General features: G+C 68.7%; 25 protein-coding genes. 15 read left to right on the top strand and 10 right to left on the bottom strand.

What is annotated here, in order from left to right; all coding sequences use genetic code 11:
* Window positions 1–32: 32 nt before the first annotated feature.
* Together BJ964_RS16940 and BJ964_RS16935 are read right to left on the bottom strand one after the other, a co-directional pair.
* Window positions 33–3,125 carry a DUF4132 domain-containing protein gene (locus tag BJ964_RS16940; RefSeq protein ID WP_188121559.1) on the bottom strand — a complete coding sequence of 1,031 codons (3,093 nt, stop codon included), beginning with the start codon at window positions 3,123–3,125 and terminating at the stop codon, window positions 33–35.
* Window positions 3,126–3,148: 23 nt separating this feature from the next.
* The gene (locus BJ964_RS16935) at window positions 3,149–3,949 is read right to left on the bottom strand and encodes a DUF4142 domain-containing protein (protein WP_188121558.1); all 801 of its coding nucleotides are present in this window, start codon (window positions 3,947–3,949) and stop codon (window positions 3,149–3,151) included.
* Between the two features lie 153 nt (window positions 3,950–4,102).
* Here BJ964_RS16935 and BJ964_RS16930 point away from each other — a divergent pair, with 153 nt between their 5' ends.
* From BJ964_RS16930 to BJ964_RS16910, 5 genes are all read left to right on the top strand, one after another.
* Entirely contained in the window at window positions 4,103–5,158 is a 1,056-nt protein-coding gene (locus tag BJ964_RS16930; RefSeq protein ID WP_188121557.1) for a DUF2293 domain-containing protein, read from the top strand.
* A gap of 47 nt (window positions 5,159–5,205) precedes the next feature.
* Window positions 5,206–6,516, top strand: a complete 1,311-nt coding sequence (locus tag BJ964_RS16925) for a hypothetical protein (protein ID WP_188121556.1) — start codon at window positions 5,206–5,208, stop codon at window positions 6,514–6,516.
* Window positions 6,517–6,695: 179 nt separating this feature from the next.
* Window positions 6,696–7,166, top strand: coding sequence for a hypothetical protein (locus BJ964_RS16920; RefSeq protein ID WP_188121555.1), 471 nt, complete (start codon window positions 6,696–6,698; stop codon window positions 7,164–7,166).
* Window positions 7,167–7,350: 184 nt separating this feature from the next.
* On the top strand, window positions 7,351–8,271 hold the full coding sequence (locus BJ964_RS16915; RefSeq protein WP_188121554.1) for a TolB family protein: 921 nt from the start codon (window positions 7,351–7,353) through the stop codon (window positions 8,269–8,271).
* Between the two features lie 591 nt (window positions 8,272–8,862).
* Window positions 8,863–10,008, top strand: coding sequence for a peptidase M16 family protein (locus BJ964_RS16910; protein ID WP_188121553.1), 1,146 nt, complete (start codon window positions 8,863–8,865; stop codon window positions 10,006–10,008).
* A gap of 252 nt (window positions 10,009–10,260) precedes the next feature.
* Here BJ964_RS16910 and BJ964_RS16905 read toward each other — a convergent pair whose 3' ends face one another.
* The 7 genes from BJ964_RS16905 to BJ964_RS16875 all read right to left on the bottom strand — a co-directional run bounded on the left by BJ964_RS16905 (window position 10,261) and on the right by BJ964_RS16875 (window position 14,624).
* The gene (locus tag BJ964_RS16905; protein ID WP_188121552.1) at window positions 10,261–10,653 is read right to left on the bottom strand and encodes a hypothetical protein; all 393 of its coding nucleotides are present in this window, start codon (window positions 10,651–10,653) and stop codon (window positions 10,261–10,263) included.
* A gap of 364 nt (window positions 10,654–11,017) precedes the next feature.
* The gene (locus tag BJ964_RS16900) at window positions 11,018–11,830 is read right to left on the bottom strand and encodes a hypothetical protein (RefSeq protein WP_229807110.1); all 813 of its coding nucleotides are present in this window, start codon (window positions 11,828–11,830) and stop codon (window positions 11,018–11,020) included.
* Window positions 11,820–12,134: a type VII secretion target gene (locus BJ964_RS16895; protein ID WP_188121551.1), complete on the bottom strand. Its 315-nt coding sequence runs from the start codon at window positions 12,132–12,134 to the stop codon at window positions 11,820–11,822. Before BJ964_RS16895 ends, BJ964_RS16900 begins: the two co-directional genes overlap by 11 nt.
* Entirely contained in the window at window positions 12,134–12,865 is a 732-nt protein-coding gene (locus BJ964_RS16890; protein WP_188121550.1) for a hypothetical protein, read from the bottom strand. Before BJ964_RS16890 ends, BJ964_RS16895 begins: the two co-directional genes overlap by 1 nt.
* Before the next feature lies 1 nt (window position 12,866).
* On the bottom strand, window positions 12,867–13,280 hold the full coding sequence (locus BJ964_RS16885) for a hypothetical protein (protein WP_188121549.1): 414 nt from the start codon (window positions 13,278–13,280) through the stop codon (window positions 12,867–12,869).
* Window positions 13,281–13,352: 72 nt separating this feature from the next.
* A complete protein-coding gene (locus BJ964_RS16880) occupies window positions 13,353–14,009 on the bottom strand; it encodes a protein kinase family protein (RefSeq protein ID WP_188121548.1) in 657 nt (218 codons plus the stop codon).
* 291 nt (window positions 14,010–14,300) lie between these two features.
* Window positions 14,301–14,624 carry an HAD family hydrolase gene (locus tag BJ964_RS16875; protein ID WP_188121547.1) on the bottom strand — a complete coding sequence of 108 codons (324 nt, stop codon included), beginning with the start codon at window positions 14,622–14,624 and terminating at the stop codon, window positions 14,301–14,303.
* Between the two features lie 152 nt (window positions 14,625–14,776).
* Between BJ964_RS16875 and BJ964_RS16870 the strand changes: the two genes are divergently transcribed.
* Together BJ964_RS16870 and BJ964_RS16865 are read left to right on the top strand one after the other, a co-directional pair.
* Window positions 14,777–15,049 (top strand): hypothetical protein, encoded by a 273-nt coding sequence (locus BJ964_RS16870; protein WP_188121546.1) that lies wholly within the window; start codon window positions 14,777–14,779, stop codon window positions 15,047–15,049.
* Window positions 15,042–15,398: a hypothetical protein gene (locus BJ964_RS16865; RefSeq protein ID WP_188127577.1), complete on the top strand. Its 357-nt coding sequence runs from the start codon at window positions 15,042–15,044 to the stop codon at window positions 15,396–15,398. Before BJ964_RS16870 ends, BJ964_RS16865 begins: the two co-directional genes overlap by 8 nt.
* A gap of 104 nt (window positions 15,399–15,502) precedes the next feature.
* On the opposite strand, the gene BJ964_RS16860 is transcribed toward BJ964_RS16865, so the two are convergent.
* Window positions 15,503–15,943: a hypothetical protein gene (locus tag BJ964_RS16860; protein ID WP_188121545.1), complete on the bottom strand. Its 441-nt coding sequence runs from the start codon at window positions 15,941–15,943 to the stop codon at window positions 15,503–15,505.
* A 149-nt stretch (window positions 15,944–16,092) separates the two neighbouring features.
* On the opposite strand from BJ964_RS16860, the gene BJ964_RS16855 reads away from it, so the two are divergent.
* From BJ964_RS16855 to BJ964_RS16825, 8 genes are all read left to right on the top strand, one after another.
* Window positions 16,093–16,350: a helix-turn-helix domain-containing protein gene (locus BJ964_RS16855; protein WP_188121544.1), complete on the top strand. Its 258-nt coding sequence runs from the start codon at window positions 16,093–16,095 to the stop codon at window positions 16,348–16,350.
* A 105-nt stretch (window positions 16,351–16,455) separates the two neighbouring features.
* Complete coding sequence (locus BJ964_RS16850) at window positions 16,456–16,701, top strand: hypothetical protein (protein WP_203832862.1); 246 nt, start codon at window positions 16,456–16,458, stop codon at window positions 16,699–16,701.
* 75 nt (window positions 16,702–16,776) lie between these two features.
* Entirely contained in the window at window positions 16,777–17,460 is a 684-nt protein-coding gene (locus tag BJ964_RS16845) for a hypothetical protein (protein ID WP_188121543.1), read from the top strand.
* Window positions 17,457–17,888, top strand: a complete 432-nt coding sequence (locus tag BJ964_RS16840; protein ID WP_188121542.1) for a hypothetical protein — start codon at window positions 17,457–17,459, stop codon at window positions 17,886–17,888. The genes BJ964_RS16845 and BJ964_RS16840 overlap by 4 nt, the downstream gene beginning before the upstream one ends.
* Entirely contained in the window at window positions 17,885–18,265 is a 381-nt protein-coding gene (locus BJ964_RS16835; protein ID WP_188121541.1) for a hypothetical protein, read from the top strand. The genes BJ964_RS16840 and BJ964_RS16835 overlap by 4 nt, the downstream gene beginning before the upstream one ends.
* A complete protein-coding gene (locus tag BJ964_RS47970; protein WP_262479342.1) occupies window positions 18,262–18,393 on the top strand; it encodes a hypothetical protein in 132 nt (43 codons plus the stop codon). The genes BJ964_RS16835 and BJ964_RS47970 overlap by 4 nt, the downstream gene beginning before the upstream one ends.
* Window positions 18,390–18,992, top strand: a complete 603-nt coding sequence (locus tag BJ964_RS16830) for an RNA polymerase sigma factor (protein WP_188121540.1) — start codon at window positions 18,390–18,392, stop codon at window positions 18,990–18,992. The genes BJ964_RS47970 and BJ964_RS16830 overlap by 4 nt, the downstream gene beginning before the upstream one ends.
* Entirely contained in the window at window positions 18,989–19,195 is a 207-nt protein-coding gene (locus tag BJ964_RS16825; RefSeq protein WP_188121539.1) for a hypothetical protein, read from the top strand. The genes BJ964_RS16830 and BJ964_RS16825 overlap by 4 nt, the downstream gene beginning before the upstream one ends.
* Window positions 19,196–19,226: the final 31 nt, after the last annotated feature.

The raw sequence follows: 19,226 nt of genomic DNA, 5'->3' as shown, positions 1-19,226 counted from the left end.
GGATTATAGCAATTCTTGGATGCGCGGCCGGCTCAGTCGAGTATGCGCAGATCGTGCACCAGTTCCGAGAAGACCACCGGCGGCAGTTCCCCGGGACTGAGACCGCCCGCACCGACCAGGATCACGTCGACGACGGTCTGCGGCGGGGCGGTGTCGACGGTGTCCGAGGCGTGCCAGCCCGGATCGGTGCGCAGCAGCGCGTGTCTTCCCCCGCCCAGCGGTTTCGCCATCTGGACGGCGGCGTCGTACCAGCGCGTCCAACCGCGCCGTTCCAGGCCGCGCAGCGCGGCGTAGGTGGTCGCGCTCCCGGCGTACCGGGAAAGGTCTCGAAGGTCTCGATGAACCGGCCGGTCGAGCTGTGCGAACGGCTGGAGCAGCTGATAGTCGGCGAAGACCGCGCCCCAGGCGGCCAGGTCGCCGTCCGGGAAGAGCAGCGGATGCAGCACGCTGAGGGTCGCGTCGTCCGGCAGCGCGGCCAGTTCGTCGTCCACGGTGGCCGGTGTGCCGTCCTCGGCGATCCGGATCGTGCCGGTCAAGGCCTCGCCGTCGAAGACGCCCCAGACCAGGCGGCGGGCCAGGTGGGTCATCCACGGATGGGCCGCGAACCGGTCCAGGAAGACCGGGGCCGGGATCCGCCGCTGGGCACACATCGCCCGTTCCAGCCGGGCCACGTGCAGCGACGCCGAGGCGCGGGCCTCCTTGCGCAGCGCGGTGAGCCGGTCCTTGGCCGCCCTACGTCGCTGCGGGTCGCCGCCCCGGGGCAGGTCAGCGAGGATCCGGCCGTCCACGTCCCGCAGGACCGGGGCCAGCTGGTGGTCGAAGCCGATCCGGAACACTCCGGCGCCGGTGTCGAGGACGTCCCCGCCCTCCTCGTCGAGGCCGAGCGACGGCACCAGCCGGTCGGCCAGCTCGTCCGGGGCGAGCCCGCGCAGGTCGGCGATCGCCTCGATGTGGTCCCGGGCGCGGCTCTTGAAGACCGGGAACCGGGAGCGCTCGGCGAGCAGGCTCAACTCGATCAGGGCGGCCTCGGTGCCGCGATGCCGCAGTGCGTCGAGGGCGGCCTGGGCCCGGGCCGCCGCGTTGGTGCCGGCCCACTGCCGGGCGTGCGCGGCCAGCCGCCGGGCGCCCGCGTCGTCGCCGATCAGGCCCACCGCCTGCATGCACCAGCCGTCGGCGGCCGGCGCCCCGGCGGCTACCCAGCGGTCGAACAGCGCGTCGGCGAAGGCGGCCCGGGACGCGGCGGTCCAGCGGTTCCGGGCGGCGAGGACCGCCGGGTGCACCTCGTCGGTGTCGCACGACGCCAGGCGTACCAGGAAATGGTCTTGATCGTCGGTTGTCGCCCGGCTGCCGTCGGCGGCCGTGAGCGGAGGCAGCGGCTCGGCCGTCAGATAGGCCGCGATCTTCGGCCTCCTGGCCTTCGGCGCGTCGAGCGGGTCCCGTTCCAGGAGCGTGACCAGGTCCGCGGCCCGGTCGCCGGCCTGGGTGGTGAGCAGCTCCCGGTGCCCCTGCGCGTCGAGGTAGCGCAGCACCCGCCCGGTCGCCGGGTCGTCCGGTTCGGCGCGCCACAGCGCCACCGTCCCGGCGGCCGCGTGCTCCGGATGGCGCAGCAACCAGGAGCGGGCCGGGCGGCGGTGCTTCTTCCCGGCGAAGGCGCGGGCCATCGGCGCGGCCAGCGACGCGTGCCCGACCGGCTGCGCCACCTCCAGCGCCGCCTCCACGCTCGCCGCGTCCGCGAACGCCGACAGCAGCGGCGCGACGTGACTCACCCCGTGCCTGAGCAGCAGCAACGGGATCAGCGACCGCACCCAGTAGTGGTAGTGGGTGAACCCGAGGGCCATCAGCCGCTCATGGGTCCAGCGCGGCGCGAGAGCCAGGGCGGGCAGCGTCGCCGGGATCGCCCAGCGCTCGCGATGCTCCAGCCAGGCGGTCACCGCGGCGGTGTCGCACCGGCCGATCGGCACGCCGTCCCACTGCTCGGCGTCCGGGTACACGCCCTTCCGCCCGGCCTCCTCCCGCTCGGCGTCCCGGAGGCGCAGCACGGGCTCCACCGGCACGGCCACGGCCAGCCAGGCCGGATGCACCGCCTTCGGCGGCTGATAAGGACAAGGCAATTCATCCGGTACGTCCACCCGCGCCGTTTCCGGAACGGTGAATCCGGTCGCCCACGTATGCCCGGCACGGCGCTGCTCGTCCAGCGCGGCCCGGGCCGTGTCGTCGTCGACGTGGGCGAGCAGAGTGCACCAGATGCCGTTGTAATACGGGTCGTCGTGGTACGGGGAGTCCGGCCGCATCCGTGCCAGCACCGGGCCGGCCGCCGCGCCCGCCGTCTCCACGACGCCGGACAGGTAGAGCCGGCCGGCGAAGAACTCGTGGCGCACCCGGTCGTTGGCGCGCAGGAACCGTTCGAGGGTGTCCAGGTCGCCGGCGGCCAGCCCGGAGGCGTGTACCGCGGCGTTGCCGAACCGGCCGACGTACAGCATCGCCTCGGCGTGCGCGGCCCGCTCCTCCGGCCCCGCCTGGGGGCCGAGCGGCAGCAGATAGGTGACCGCCCAGAACAGGTCGGCGCGGAGGCTGCCGGTGAGCTCCTTGGCCATCCGGTCCCGCACGTCCAGCAGCAGGTCACGGGCCTGGGCGTACGTCGTCGCATCGGCCGCCACCAGCAGTTCCCGCAGCCGGCCGAAGACACCCACCCCGGTGTACGGCAGGTCGACGTGGAAGCCGCCGAGCACCCGCCGGCACGCCTCGGGCAGGCCGTGGGCGGCCACCAGGAAGTCGGCCAGCCACTCGTCGGCGCCGTGATCGACGTACTGGAACCGCTCGCGGACCGCCCGGATCAGAGCATGGTCCTCCCGCTCGTCACCGATCCGCATCCCCTCGTCGAGCAGCCGGGCGCCGAGCGCCCGGTCCTCCGCGACGGACGAGGTGACCAGCTGCCACACCCGCGACGACTCGGTGGAGTTCGCCCGGATCGCGGCGTCCTGCGCCCAGATGCCGCGCCGCAGGCCGGCCCAGGCCTCGTCGGCCCCGGCGAGCGGCCGGATGTCGGTGACGATGCCACCCCGGCGCGGGTGCAGGACCTTGCGGAGCCAATCGGTGACGATCACACCATCCGTCGACGAGGTCATCGCGCCACCCTAACGACGAGGATTCAGCCTCCGTAATAGCGTGGGCGCCTCGACCGGTAGCCGTTCCGGCCGCGGCCACCGACGATCTGCCGGGTGACGAGGCCGCCCGCGACCAGGCCGCCGGCCAGGGCCGCGGCGATCAACGGAATGTTCGCGCCGCTCTCACCAGAGTTCTGTTCGGCCGCGGAGAGGACCTGGGCGGCCGGCTTGCTGCTGGCCGCGGCGTTCGGGGCCGGGGCGGTCGGCAGGGCGGCGAAGTCCACGATCCCGCTGCTCTCCAGCAGGGTCATGTGCGTCATGACGAACTGGTTCGCCTGCTGGGCCAGCTTGCGGACGGTGTCGTTGCGGGTGCTCGCCCGGATCGTCGCGATCGCCGGGAAGATCTTGCCGTGCGCGGACCTCAGCCGGTCGATGTAGATCGCGTCGAACTCGGGGCCCTGCGCCGCCTCCATCTCGTCGAGCCAGCCCTGCTGGTCGCTGTTCGGCTCGTTGGGCAGGGCGATCTTCAGTTCCTTGGCGGCGGCACGGGCCAGCTGGTCGAGCGCGGCATGCTGGTCGGCGATGTTCTGGCCGATCCGCTTGATCCGTGCACTGTTCGACTTCTGCTGGGCCATCTCCCCCGCCGGGATCTCCCACAGGCCGGCCAGACGGACCTTCACGACGAGATCCTTGTCCGCGGCCGAGATCGCACCGGTCCCCCGGTCGAGCAGCAGGTTCTCGGGAGGCACCGGGACGTCCGGCGCGGCCCGTGCCGGATCCGGCACGAGCATGACCAGCGCGGCGGAGAGAACCGCGGCACTGCACAGACGGCGCCACACGGACATCAAACCTCCCTCGTTCTCGTGTGCCACCCAGGACTCATCGAGTCGCGTCGACACTTGCGGACACAGGGTGATACGAGCCATTGACCGGATCGGATCACGAAACCTGTGGCCCATCTGTGCCCACCCGTTCCCGGAGCGGAGTAGCGTGCCCCCATGCCGCCCGTCGCCAAGCTGGAACGCCACGTGGTGACCGCGGCCGAGCAGGCCCTGGAGCGGCAGCGTCACGTGTGCCCGCTCGACGTGCTCACCGGGATGGGCTGGCTGCCACCCGGGCTGGTCACCGACTGGCGGCAGGGCCGGGCACCAGACCTGGAGTCCGTCGCGGCGGTCTCCGCCGACCGGCTCACCGATGCCCTGGAGATCTTCCACCGCTGGGTGGAGAGCCGGGGTCTGCGCCCCAGCGAGGTCGACTACCCGTCCGCCACCCGCGACCGCCGGCCGCTGCGCTTCACCGCCACCGCCGACCCCGCGCGGGAACGCGCCTACCGCACCCACTGGATGCCCGCGGACCTGCCGGAACGCCAGCGGGAACGGCTGACCGCCCGGCAGAGCCGGCCCCCGGATCTCGTGGTGATGCTGCCGGTGCGCGACTTCACCTGCGCGAGCTGCGGCCACGACGGCGCCGAGATGCTGACGATGGAGGACGCCGGCCCGATCTGCCTCACCTGCGCCGACCTCGACCACCTGGTCTTCCTGCCGGCCGGCGACGCGGCGCTCACCCGCCGCGCCAAGGCGGCCAGCCGGCTCTCCGCGGTGGTCGTCCGCTTCAACCGCTCCCGCAAACGCCACGAACGCCAGGGCCTGCTGGTCGAACAGACCGCACTCGACCAGGCCGAACAGCAGTGCCTGTCCGACGAGGAGGCCCGCGCCCGCCGCCGCGAACGCGACCGCGAACGCCGCGAGGCCGCCGACGAGACGTTCCAGGGAGAGCTGGCCGGGGAGATCACCCGTCTGTTCCCCGGCTGCCCACCGGACCGGGCCGACGCGATCAGCCAGCACACCAGCATCCGCGGCAGCGGCCGGGTGGGCCGGAGCGCCGCCGGCCGGGCCCTCGACCCGGACGCGGTCACCCGGGCGGTGATCGCCTCGATCCGGCACGACGACACCCCGTACGACGAGCTGTTGATGTCCGGAGTCCCCCGGGACGAGGCCAGAGCCCGGATCCGGGACGCCATCGATCACGTGCTCGCCCTTTGGCGAACCCCTTAGGATCACGACGCGCCGAATCGGCGCTCATCACTATCTGCGGGGGATTCATGGGTTTCCTTGCTCACCGCGTCACCACAGTCGCCGCGACGACCGTCGTCCTTGCCCTATCCGCCTCCCCGAGCTGGGCGGCGGCCACCAACAACCCGCCGGCCGTCCCCACGTCGCTGACGGTCGGCGGCATCGCCTGCGCGCCCGGCGGCATCCTCGTCGGCACCACCGGCCCGGCGGTCACCGCCCAGTTCACCGACGCCGACTTCGCCACGGTTCCGGGCGAGACGCTGACCCCGGCGTTCGTGATCTGGCCGGCCGGCGAACCGGCGCGGCGCATCGACTGGACCGCCACCGAACTGACGTACTCCGGCACCGTGTTCACGACGGTCCCGGCCACCCTGACCGACGGCCAGAAATATCACCTGAAGGCACGCGCCACCGACGCCGCGGGCGCCGTGTCGGCGTGGTCACCGATCTGCACCGTCACCGTCGACACGACCCGTCCGCACGCCCCGGTCGTGACGTCCACCGACTATCCGGAAAACGCTCCGGGCGGCGGCGCGGGCATCACCGGGAAGTTCACGTTCGCCGTGGCCGGAGGTGACCGGGACGTGGCGAAGTTCCGGTACTCGACGACCACGACCGGGCTGGTCGAGGTGCCGGTGGGCCGTGACGGCCGGGCCACCGTCGACATCACGCCGACCATGCTGGGCACCAACGTCCTCACGGTTCAGGCGATCGACCGCACCCTCAACCGCTCGGTCGAGACGACGTACTCGTTCCAGGTCATCGACCACACGCCGAAGGTCTTCGACCAGAATTGGGGCGCCGCAGTCGGCGAGCCGCGGACGATCCAACTCTCGAGTCAGGTGCCCGGGACGGTGTCGTTCACCTACCGGCTGAACGATGGCCCGCCAGCGACCGCCACCGCCGATGCCGAGGGCCGCAGCACCGTCGTCGTCACCCCTGACCGGCGGGGGGACAACTTCCTGACCGTCACCAGCCAGACCGCGGAGGGCGTGGTCTCGCCCGAGACCAGGGCGAACCTCTACGTGCCAGTGCAGGTTCCGCGACCGGCCATCAGCTCGCCCGACCTGCCGACCGACGGCAGCCCGTCACCCGCGGGCCGGCCGGTCACGATCATCCTGCGTACGGACTCACCGGACGTCACCGAGTTCGTCTATTCCGTCGACTTCGGGAACACCGAGCAGGTGGTGACCGCCGACGAGAACGGCAACGCCACCTTCGTTCACACCACGCGCCCCGGAGCGGAATACCTGGAGGTCATGGCCCGTGCCCGCACCGCGGACGGCTTCGAGTCGGACACGGTCATCACCGGATGGGAACTGACGCCTACCACGCCCTGACGAATCCGCCACCGGCTCAGCGGCGCTTGGCGAACTCCGCCAGGCGCCGCTGAACGGGCTTGCCGCCCCACACTCACCACCGGACCGTTACCTTCTCGTTATAAACAATCGCGAACTGAGGGCCGATCACGCGCATCGCACGGTATGACAGAGCCCTGATCCAAGGAGAACCAAGAACGATGCGCGCGCTCAAGTTCACCGGCATCCTGACCCTCGTCACCCTCGCCGGAGCCTGCTCGCAGCCGGCCGAACACATCGGCGACGCCGCCAGGCCGGCGACCAGCGCGACCAGCGCGACCACCCCGACGGCGGCACCCACCACCACCGCGGCCAAAGCGGAGCAGAGTGCAGCCGACCCCTGCCCGGTCAGCGCCGCGACCCTGTTCGAGGCACTTCGCAAGAGCGACCTCTACGAAGCGGGCGGCAAGCCGGACGGTATGGCCAAGCCCAACTGCTACCAGGGTTTCGCCTACGGCCGGTCCACGTTCCGCAAGGAGCCGGAGGGTGAGATCGCCTCGGTTCTGTTCCAGTTCGACAGCGAGGCCCGCGCTTGGAAGGCGCTCAACCTCGGCACCGGTGAGGTCTGCGACGGCTACGTCTCCCCGTCCGTCCGGGACCGCCTCAACCAGGGCACCGAAAGCGGCTGCTGATCCGCGGTCACCGGCCGTAGTGCGGGTCATCTACGGACCGATCACACCGGACCGACTTTCGACGCGGTCCGGCCACCCGCAAAACGCCAGGTAGGGGCTCTACACCAGCGCAAGCGTGACCACCGTGGCGTCGACGACGTCACCGAACCCATGGGGGACGAAGATGAGATCAATCAAGGTCGGCTTGGCCATCACTACAAGCCTGTTGCTGCTGTCCGGTCTGTCGGCCACCGCGGCCTCGGCGGCACCGGCCGCCAGCACCACGTCGTCGGTCACCAGCACCAAGATCAGCGGTACGTTCTACTACGCCAAGGACAACTACAACGGCGAGAAATTCCTCTCCTACCGCAGCGGCAAGCTACGCACCGTACTGAACGGCTACAAGGCGAACTACGCCGAATTCTCGCCGAACGGCAAGCGACTGGCCTACGTCACCGAAGCCGGCCGGCTCCAGGTGTCGAACCCGGACGGCACGCACGTCCGCAAACTCTCGCTCCGGGTGGCGCCATTCGGCTACGGGCCGAACTGGACGGCGAACGGCAAAGGGCTGATCGTCGCCCGGAAGTCCGACAACAAGGCCGGCGTCGTACAGGTCTCCAACGGCAAGTTCACCCCCTTGCCGCGCAGCATTCAGGGCATCCACATCCGGATGACCGGCGACGGCAAGCGCTACCTCTGGTCGGACGGCACGGGCGGCATCTGGTCCGCTCGGGTCGACGGGACCGACGTCAAGCGGGTGCCGGTGCTCGGCAAGCAGGACCGCACCAACCCGAAGCAGCTGCGCGCCTACGACATCGTCAGCACCAACCGCGACGGCAGCCGGATCACCGTTGACCTGATCAAGGGCAACGAAACCGACGGCGACCTCGGCAGCGGCCAGGTGGCCGATGCCGTTGTCGACACCAAAACCGGTAAGCCGATCGCCCTGCCGGTACGCGGCCGCGTGTCGCAGGTCCTCCTGCTGTCGAACGGCAGGTTGCTGGTCCGCAGCGGTCCGGCGAGCAAGCGGGTGCTCACGCTGCTGTCCGCGAAGGGCAAGGTACTGGCCAGCAAGACCGAGCCGTCCTCACTGCGCAACCTGACACTGCGCGACTACCTCCCCTGACGCTGACACCGGTGACCGTTCGACCTGGTCGAGGCCGAGTGATCGGCGCACTGTAATCCGTTGCGAAAGCTACAGAGGTTCGAATCCTCTACCCGCCACAGGCTAGGGAAACGGCCCCGGTAACAGCGGAAACGCTGACCAGGGCCGTTTTCGTTGTGATCTAGCGGAGTCCAGCTCTCCATGAACGGTTGTGGGCGGATCGTGGGCAGACGGGAACACTCTCTCCCTTCTCGAGGAGCTGGTGCTCACATCGCCGGAGGGCGGGGTGTTGCGCAACAACAACTTCCGCCGGCGGACCTTCGACCGGGCCGCGGAGAGCGTCGGTCTCAAGGGCCTCACCCACATGAGCTGCGCCACCCCGCCGCGAGCGACGCCAGGCAGGGAGAGTGGGGCGGGCGGGACTCGAACCCGCGACCGAGGGATTATGAGATCGAAAACCCAACTTGATCTACCGGCACAAACACCCGTCGACCTGCGAAAACGCTTGCCATGATCTGACAGCGTTCCGCTGTCTTTGCGGACCTCGTGCGGACTGATTGCGGACCAATCGATCTTGGCTGCGCGCTTGCCTGCCGTACTAGGCTGCCGCGCATGCCTCTGCCTGTCGATCTCCAAGCCCGGCTGGATGATCCGGACTTCTGGCGTGCCTACTTCTTCCAAGACGAAGCCACCGTCCATGACGATGAAGAGGACGAAGACGAGGACGAATCGTCGCTTGTCGTGGAGTTTCCCGTGGGCGGCGGCTATGCCCTCGTGCTTAAGATCTACGTCGGGCTCCACATGGTCAACCTCACGATGCGCACCCCGGACAGCAATGAGGCCCTCCGATTGGGGTGGGATGACCAGGCTCACTGGCACCCCTCCGCACTCCGATGGACCGAGCTGGACCTGATTGCACGCGCCGCTGCCGTCCTCGACCCCGCGCTCAGGCATCCCGGCCCAGTTCTTGCCCTTGCCGGCCGCTTCGTCATCCTCGGCCGTGGCGACGACTTGGATGCGATCACCCCGATGATGGAGGCCGCGTTCGGCTCTCCACGCCTTCCTCGGGTCCAGGCCGACCCGATGGTCCCGATGCTAGATATCGACTTCGGCCCGCCCGTGCCCGTCAAGACGTGGTGGCCTCGTACCCGAGACTGGCTCCACCGAGTCGACGGCCGCGACAGGGGGGTCGTATGGAGTCAGGACGCCGCCGGCACCTGGACGGTCGGACAGGACAAGGCGAACGAGGCTGACGGTGTCGTGTACAGCCTGCGCTGTCCCGACGGCGACTTCCCGTTCGCAGCCTGGCAGAAGCTGGTATCCGCCGCTGAGGCGACTCTGGCGGCAGGCACCATGCCCGCTCCAGAAAGTCCGGCCGAGCAGTGCTGGATCGACGAGGAGCGGGTCGGCGCACCCCGCGGTTCACTGATCGCTGCCCACTTCGGCTCTAGCCCGCTACGCGATTCGCGTCTCTACCTGCTCGACCTAGACCTGCCTATTGAGGGGCGGTCGCACGCCCACGCATTGGCAGTGTGCGCAGACCTCGACCGGACATTGCGTGAGGCGGACCGTGGCTGGGCCGATACAGCCGGCTCGACTTTCACTCCCGGCCGCGGATGGACCGCGTTCGCCCTCAGGATCGGCATTTTCGACAACCTCGACGACGGCGTCGCACTGATCAGGCAAGTACTACGCCGGCACCGGACCGACCCGGAAACGCGCCTCACCCGCGATCGTGAGCCAATCCCGTTCGACTGAGCGGCGCCCGCGTGGACCCTGAACCTATGAATTACCCGCAATACGGATCAAGAGTCGTACGAGCTCAGACGGCTTGATCAGGTCCGGTCCCACCCGCTCCGGCTGCTGGCGTTGCTGTACAGCAACGCGGCTGCCGGGCTGCGCTGCCCGCTGATCGCGCCGGGCCCGGCACCTCCTGGACCACCGTATTCGGTGGCAAGCCGCGAAGCGGCGCGGCAGCAACTTAAGCGCAACCCTCCGCGACCTTTGAGTTCACTTCCGGACGAGTTGGGCCAACCAGGCTTGTAGCACCTCTCTCATCTCCGCGGCCTCGTTCTCGAAGCCCGGCTCCGGTGCCGTCTCCCGGGCCGCCACGGCTGCCCAATCGTCAAGTGCTCCCGCGACGATCCGACAGCTCCGACCCGGCACGTCGATCGTGACCATGCGTTCGTGTGGCAACGGCAGTCCATCAGCGCCGTAGGCAAGGCGCTCGATGTCCTGCATGACCGCCCTGCAAGGCTCCACCACCCCTCGCGGATCATCTTCGAAATCCTCCGCGTCCGTCTCGTTGTCGAGAGTTCCGAGCACGTACAGCCACTGCCCGACCGACAACGTAACGGCGTAGGTCGATCCGGGATCAAGATCGATGCTCTCGATAGAGGTCACACTTCCCCCAAGTTGGCCTGGTAGGTCGACAGGGCTTTATAGCAACCGGACCAGCCAATGCGAAGCCGAGCCAGCCAAACCCGGCCGTCCGGTCTGGCGGGATCGGCACGGTCGTACCTGTTTGACCTTCGCCCCAGTCGACGACGGGCGGCGCGGCATCAGCTCTCTCCAGAGCACAAGCGTCGTGCCGAAGGCATCCCCCGGCTCAAGCACCGCCGCGAAGTACTGGCCGGCGCGCCGGGCGATGCCGGGCGGAGCCCGCCAGCAGGCCGAGCGCGTCCGGCCCGCGCCGCGCTTGCGCGGCGCCTTGATTCAGAAGAGATGCATTCAGCAGTACGTTGCTGGCGTTGGTGTCATGGGCTCGTTAGTCCTTGAGCGACCAGTCCGCATCGCCATCGTTGACCGTTCCGTCGTTGTACTGCGCACTGTTGGAATTCGGCCATACCCCGTTCGGGAAGCTGGTGGGATCGACGGCCTCGCCGTGGAGGGTGATCAGGGCGTTGACCTGAGTTCCGAGGAAGGCAGCGAGTGCACCGACAGCCGTCGCGATGGCCATCGTGTTGACCGCTCCCGACTCCAGGAAGATCATCGCGCCGACCGCGGAGAAGACAGCCGAACTGATCGCGGCAGTCGCGGCGGCCACTTCGACAATGAGCTTGGCGATCACGCCGGCGACCACGACGTAGAAGGCCAGGCCAGCGCCAGCACAGAGCATGAGGTTGTCGGACACGCTCTTGGCGACGGATCCGATACGGCCGGCGGCGGCGGATTGGGCGGCCGCCGCACCGAGGTAGGCCTCGTGTCCCTTGCCGGACCAGTCCGAGTTGTCGATCACCAGATTCTGAGTGGTGACATCGGCTGAAACTCCGTTCGCAGCAGCCTTGAAGTCCGTCCACTTGTACGCATCCATGAACATGAAGATCGGCGCGGTGGCCCCTTTGAGCACGTCCCTGATGAAGTTGAGGATCTCGGTTCCTACTTCCACCGTCTTCCGGGCGATCCACTGGAGCAGCTCCGCCAGGACGTGGTTCACGTACCACTGGCTGGAGACGCTGTCGGCGGCGGGAATCACCTCGGCGAGTTTCGCCTCGAAGGTCTTCGTTCCGGTCTCGATCTCGCCCATCACTGCCTCGTACTGAGCCAGGCTGAACATCGCTTTCCCCGATTCAGTAGACATCCTTGATTCGGTGCGCGCCCGCCTGATCCTCGGACTCGTAGATATCCGCCGCCCTGCGTAGCGTGTCGGCCATGTCCGTCATCGCGGCCCGGCCCTCCATGCAACGGGCGGCCACAGCTCGAACGACGTCGTTGTACGGGCTCACCATGATCTGAAACAGGCCGGCCTCGACCCGGCCGAACTCCATGGCCTCGACCTGTGCGCTGAGTTCGGCGAGCCTCCCGCCCTGCGCGTTCCATACCGATGCCTCGGAGCGCAGAGCCTGAGTGGCCAGCGAAACCTCTTCCGAACTGGGCAAACCCATCACGCATCTCCGCTCGCCGGCTGCTGGGCGAAAGCGTTCAACGTGGCCAGAGCATCACCGATCAAGGCATCGAGGTCGGCCCCCGCATGGCCGGACGGCGGCAGCTTGCGCCTGGCACGACGCAGCGCGGTCAAGAGGCCTTCCGTGATCAGGCCGGCCATGCGATTACGCGCCCAGTCCGGCTCGATGAAGCACTCGCTGAGACCGGCGGCGTTCAGCGTCAACACGACATGATGTCCGTCGTCCGTACCCTCGACCTCGACGACAGGAGCGGGCTGGTTCGCTTGGTTCACCGTTACGCGCAGAGCCCTCATGATCTTCTCGTTGAACTCGCCGTCCAGCTGCGGACGTCCCATAGGTAACCTGGGCAGCGGCCCGTTGCGCTGGAACGGACCCTGCTGAGGTCCCGCGTCCGCGTCCTGCCGGCGCCTCCACCAATGGCTTTCGTCCAGGCTTCCAGTCCATGCCCGGGTTGCTGCCTCTCCGGCATCGTGGTTGGCGTCCAAAATCGCCTGGCCTAGTTGTTCCGGCTCCAATCGGTCCTGCCATCGATCCTGCACCTGGATATCAGCCGGCAGTCCATCTCGGCCGAGCTCCACGAACACGCGGCCGCTCGCGTCATAGCCTTCCGACCGTTCGGGCGCGGCAGACGCCAACTCGGTTGCCAATTGGCCGAGCTGGGTGGCGCGCTGCTGGAGCCGCTGCAAGCGTTGCGTCAGATCCGAATGCATCTCAACGGGCCTCCCTCGTTCCGGACGCCTGCGCGACCGCACGGCCTCCCAGGGCAACCAGGACAGCAGCACAGGCCAACAGGAGCCCCACAGCGAACTGAGCGCTGTTTGCGAACAAGAAGAGGAACGCCATCACCGCCACGAGAGCAGCGGCAATGATCGACGCTCCCACGGCAGTCGCCCGCACTGCGGGAACCGCGGTGTGCCGAGCAATGACGGCCGATGCGCAAACCACGAGGGCGGCCCCGACAGTCACGACCAGGGTCCCGATCCGACCGAAGGGCGTCGCGTCGGCGACATCCTCGGAAGAGGTCACCAGAAGCGCCACGGTCAGCAGCAGAATCGAAGCCGTAGTACACAGCATCAGCAGGGTGAAGCCGCCGGAGCGTTCCCCGCGACTCGTTCGCCCGGTCATGGCTACTCCTCGTCCACGAGCTGTCCGACAGGGTTTCGGTCAGCTATGTGCGCGAGTTGGCTACTTGAGTAGTCAACTCGTCGCACAGATCCCTAGGGATGGAAGCCGACCTATCCACAGTCGTACACGCCCTCGTGGGCGAGGTGGTTCACGTCCCCCGAACATCGATTGCCGGGAATCCGACAGCCAGGACGGCACCGATACGCGCGCGATCTCGGCGATCTTCATCCATGCACGCAGTCGAGTGGAGCTGGTTCGGGCCAACTCTGCGATGTACTCCGGGATCTCAGGAGAGGGATATACCGCAGCGATCCGAATCGCGAGAACAACCGCGTCATAGGTGTGCTCGCCGGTTACACCACGAGGGTCGATGTACATCCAGCGACGAGGGCCGCTCGCGATGATGTTGCCGCTGGAGGCGTCCCCCCATGGCAGAGCTGGCGTGTGGTCGCTGGCGAGGCCATCCAGTATCGCGAGCGCAGTTCGTCGTTCGCTCGGAGGCGCGACGGTGGTGCCGGGGCGAAGGTCGGTGAGTTGATCGTCTTCGAGGCGGCCGCGAAGCCAGTCGAAGATTGATGGCATGCCGGGTCGTGGTGGCGGCTGGTCCCGCATCGCCGCCAAGGGCGTGACAAGTGCTGAGGGATCGACGGTTGCGGGATCTACCTGGCTGAGCGGCGTTCCGGGGAGCACCCGCTCGATTACCGTCCAGGTTCCGTGATCGGTGGTCACCGATTCATGTACCTGCGGTGCGGCACCCAGTGCGGCAAGCGCGCTGGCAACCGCGGCTTTGATCGCCTCCGTGCGGATCGGGACTGCTGCGAAGTACGAGCTGGCCGTCTGGCGTGTCGACGGCAGCGACGAATCCGTACCGGGCAGGCAAGGCCTCACGGGGGCTGGCTCGATATCGCTCGCAGATAGCCTGGAACTCAGCGCCGACCTGCGCAGCCCAGGGCTCTGCAATCTCGGGCTAGCGATGGCGAACGTTGACGAGTACTGCGGCCGGGACCGCGAGTTGATCGGTCATGGCGCTGGCCTGACTTCGCTGTGGTGCAGCTCGCTCGCCAGCACAAGCATCGACTCGATCACGACATCGGCTCCCGCATCGGTCAGACGCTGGTATTTGCCCGGCTTGTTGGCGTACCCGATGGCGGGAATGCCATCGGTCCTGCCTGCCTCGATGTCGGTGACCGAGTCCCCTATAAAGGCCGCTCCGATCCGCGTCGCGGCCACAGAGGCAAGGCCGCGGCCCCAAAGGAACGGGTGCGGCTTAAGCAGGCGAGGATCCATCCCGTCGAACCGCGTGGCGATCCCATCGACGTAGCGAATAAGGTCGTGGCTTTGCAAGTAGGCGCCGATTGCCTCGTTGGCGTTGTGCTGACGATGACGACTCGGCGTCCGGAAGCGTGGGCGGCGCTCAACACGCCCTCCGCGTCTTGGGTTGGAACGGCCGACCTGACTGCGGTGACCACCGAGTCACGGCACGCTCGGGCGACCTCATGGGTGAGCTGCTGGTTATCGAGCATGGCAACCGCGGTGGGGATCTGGAGCGGATCAGCCTCCAAATCGGCAATGGCCGGCGGCAGCTCGCCATCACCGTGACGGCGGATGGCGGCGCGCAACTCGTCGGCGACTGCGGCGGCTGGATGGCCGGCGAACACGGAGCAAACCGGGCCGTCGAAGTCGACCAGGAGGCGCCGTCGAAGTCGACCAGGAGGCATCGGGTCGCGCTGACCAGATCGGTGAGGGTCACGGGGTGTACTCGTGGGTGATGGTGTCCCAGATGCTGTCGAACCAGGCTCGGGCCTGCTGGACGAACTGGTCTCCAGCGTCGCCCTCGTCGCCAGCCTGGCCGTAGCGGAGGGCGCGAACGTCAAAGCGGTCCAGCGAATGCTGGGCCACGCCTCAGCGGCGATGACCCTGGACGTCTATGCGGACCTCTTCGAGGACGACCTCGATGCGGTCGCGGACCGCCTCGACCAGGCGGTAACCGGCCGTAGTGCGGACTATTTGCGGACCGACCACGCCGGACCGGCCTTCGACGCGGTCCGGCCGCCTGCGAAGAAGCAGGTCGGAAAGGTGGGCCGGGCGGGACTCGAACCCGCGACCGAGGGATTATGAGGACCACCGGTCTAAGCGCTGTACTACAAATCCCCTGACCAGCATATACGCGGGGTCGCGGATCCGCCTGTAGAAACAATCCCTTGCTGTACAGAGTGGGCTCTTCACTGCCCACTCTCGGCCGTCTCGTCGTGGCGCTCTCGGGCGAGGTCCTCGAAGAGTGCGATCACTCCCTGCGCGGCCCGAAGCTTCTCGCCAGCCGGCAGTGGCAGTGCCCTGATCCGCTCGATCTCTTCCGCCAGGCCCGACACGGCTGTTCCGGCACGCTTCGGCCGTCGCGCTTCCTCGGTGAACGCCTGAACTGCCTCAGGGTCGTTGGGGTGGCCTGCTGCGGCGAGTGCTTTGGCGGGCTCGGCTCCAACTGCTAGGGCTGCTGCGACGACGGTTCCGCCTGGGCCGCGGCCCAGGCGTACGAGTTGGCGCCAGCGTCCTTCCGAGAAGCCGGCGCGCTTGCCGGCTTCTCGGAGGGTGATGCCGGTGCCGTCTGTTTGTCGGCGTGCATCTTCGAGCAGTTGGCCGAGCTCGGTGGGCGCGAGATCGGTCATGGCTCCAGCGTAGGGCAAGGTACGCGCAAGTACGCAACATCAAACATGAATGAGCCTGGGCCAATACTTGCGTATCTCGTGACATTCCTGAGCGTACTTTTCTGCGTACAAGCTTGCGTAGTACGCGGCTGTACGCAAGTATCTAGGTCATGACCGACACGGCACCCAGGTCCTACCGGGTTCCCGGCGGCGTGGACGGCGTACGCATTCGTCGCCTCCGCGTGGAAGCCGGCCTGACTGGCGCGATGCTCGGCGAGCGCGCCGCCACCAGCAAGCAGCACATCTCCGACATCGAGCGCGGCCGCCGCAGCTGCGGTGCTCCGCTCTTGCGCCGGATCGCTGCGGCCTTGGGCACGACCAGCGCCAACCTGATGCGCAGCCAGGAGGCCGTACGTGCCGCCGACTAGCGCAATCAGTACGCAGAATCAGGCACAAAGTACGCGTGGAGTACGCATGCGGTGGGCGCGTGTGAATTCCCCGGAAGCGCGACGGCTCCAGCGGGCTGGTGCCTGGTGACGCCGGCCGAACGGACCCTGAGGGCCCGGATCGCCGCGAACACCAGCTGGGGGAAGACCGTCGACCGGACGGCGCGGACCGAGGCGGCCCGTAAGGCGCTGCACGACCGGTTCGAGACGCAGGTCCCTGCCGAGATCACTGACCCGCAGGCCCGTGCTGTCGCCGCCGAGAACCTCCGGAAGGCGCACTACCAGCGGATGGCTCTGCGCTCGGCCCAGTCCCGGGCACGCAACCGCGTCTAGCAGCGCAAACACCCGAGCGGCCCCGCCTCGCTTCTCCGGCACGCGGGACCGCCCAGACACCCCAAGGAGTACCACATGAAGTACGAGCCGCCGACCAACCCCAGCCTCTGGCAGGCGTTCCTCGCCGACGAGGACGGCTACATCACCACCGTTGCCGAGGCCTTCGACGAGTACGGGCCGGAGAGCAACGTTCGGGTCAGCATCCGCTGTCTGTCCGCCCTGCCGGTCCCGCAGACCCCCGGTGCCGAGGACGGCGTGTGGCGTCTGCCCGGCAGCTCCGAGGAGGGGCACATCGCCGCCGAGTGGCAGCTCGAGATGGTCGACGACCTCGGCGAGACCGACCACATCGACCGGCAGCTCCAGGCTGCTCAGGCGATGGCCGCCGGCCTGAACGGGGCGCTCGCCAACCAGGGCGACTGGAACCGCGGCACCGAGCTGGCCGCCACGCTCCACGACCTGGCCGACAAGCTCGCCGTCTACACCGGTCCGCTGACCAAATACACCCGGCTGAGCTTCCACTTCGTCGCCGGGGTGTTCGAGCAGGCCGAGGCCATCGCTAACGCCGACCAGCTCGGGCTGCACCTGTTCGGCGCTCCGGGCAAGCCGGTACAGGTGGGCGCCGGCTGGCGTCACCAGTCCAGCACCGAGACGGCCGGGCTTAAGGCCGAGGTGTTCGCGAGCATCCCGGACCCCGGCGAGACGATCCTGCTCGCTCGGATCGCTGAGCTGGAGGCCAAGCTGGCCGGGGGTGCCCGGTGATCGCCGAGGCCATCGCCGTCGCCGCAGTCCTGGCCCTGGTCGTCGTCCACCTCCGGCTGCGATTCCACCGGCGCCGCGCCGACCGCGGCGACACCGCCAACGGGCTCCTGCGTAACCGCAAGCAGCAGCTCCGCAGGGAGCTGGCGATCGCGGCCGCCGAGCGGGACACCGCGATCGCCGAGCTGGAGTCGGCCGTCGCCACGGTCGCCGAGCTGCGCGCTCAGGTCGACGAGGGCCTCCGCTGGCGCAACGAGCTGCGCCAGGCCTCGGCCGAGCAGGAGTCCCTCCTGATGAAGCCGCACCCGAACCGCAGCCGGCGCCAGCGCCAGGCCGACATCGAACGGGCCGCCTGGGTCTCCCAATGGGACGCCCGCTTCGCCGCTCCGGCCGTCACACCACCGCACGAGCAGGACGGAGACACCCAGTGACACGCCAGCACATGGTCGCCGCCGCGATCGTCCTCATCCCCGCCATCCTCGTCGCCATCGTCCTGGTCGTCGCCGGGGTCGCGACGTCCAGGCAGCGGCAGCTCGGCCCGGAGCACCCGGGTGTCTCGGAGAGCACCGAGCCGCTGCCGCCCGCCTGCGACCCGCACACGCCGACCGTCGTGCCGCAGCCGCAGCCGCACCCGTTCCCGGCGTTCGTGCCGGCCAAGCCTGCCGGACGGCACCACGAGGACAGCGTCGAGCTGGTCCCGGCCGACTGGATGCCGCCGGTCGGCGCCGACCGGCTCAGGGCGATGCAGCAGACCCGCGTCCTCTGGCTGCCGCTGGACCCGCGCCGCAAAGAAGGCGGATCCCGATGACGTTCGAGCTGCTCATGGCCCTGATCTCCCTCTCCTGTTTCGCCTACGCGGCCTACGAGCTGGTGATGGAACAGCGCGAGCAGGCCACCGCCCTCGCCCGGATCCCGCGCCCCCGGAGGGCCTCATGACCGCCCCCACGATGCAGCCCTCCGTCGAGGACGGCCTCGACCTGGTGCGCCGACACCAGGCCGGTGACCGGGAGGCGTTTGCGGAGATCTACCGCATCCACTACCCGCTGGTCTTCCGGTTCGCGTCCCGTCGGGTGCTGGACCGGCAGCTCGCCGAGGACCTCGCGCAGGACACGTTCTGCAAGGCGTTCGCCCAGTTGGGCACGCAGTTCGAGTGCCGTGACAAGGCGATCGGGGCGTGGCTCTTCACGATCGCCCGAAACCTGGTCGCCGACCACTTCAAGCGGTTGTCGACCAGGTTGAGCCGGCCGTCCGGCGCCGTCACCAGCCCGTTCGAGAACGGTGCGTTCGACCTTCTAGATCCGGTGCCGGCGGCGGACGAGCCGGTCCTCGCGGCGCTGCGGAGTCAGGACCTCGCGGCGGCACTGCTGTACCTCACTGACCAGCAGCAGACCGTGCTCATCCTGCGGTACTTCCGGGGCTTGTCGGTCGTCGAGACGGCCCGGGAGATGGGCATCGCCGAGGGCGCGGTCAAGGCCGCGACCTACCGGGCGACCCGCAACCTGGCCCAGCGCCTGGATGTGGAGGACTGGCTGTGACCACCGTCCACACCGTGCCCGTCCGGGCCTGCTGCGGCGCGCTGCTCAGCGACCTCTGCGGCTGCTCCGGCATCCCGCCCCAGATCACCGAGTGGCCGGCCACCCCGGCCTCCCAGCGGCTCCGTGCCATCTGGGAGGAGTTCCTGCGCGGCCCCGCCACCGACCCCGCCAACGCCGACGACTCGAAGGGGCAGCCCCGTTGACATCCTCCCCGCCCTGAAGGGACGGGGATTC

The sequence above is a fragment of the Actinoplanes lobatus genome (genome assembly GCF_014205215.1).
Taxonomy (GTDB): Bacteria; Actinomycetota; Actinomycetes; order Mycobacteriales; family Micromonosporaceae; genus Actinoplanes; species Actinoplanes lobatus.
This window is presented reverse-complemented; position numbering and strand designations above follow the sequence as displayed.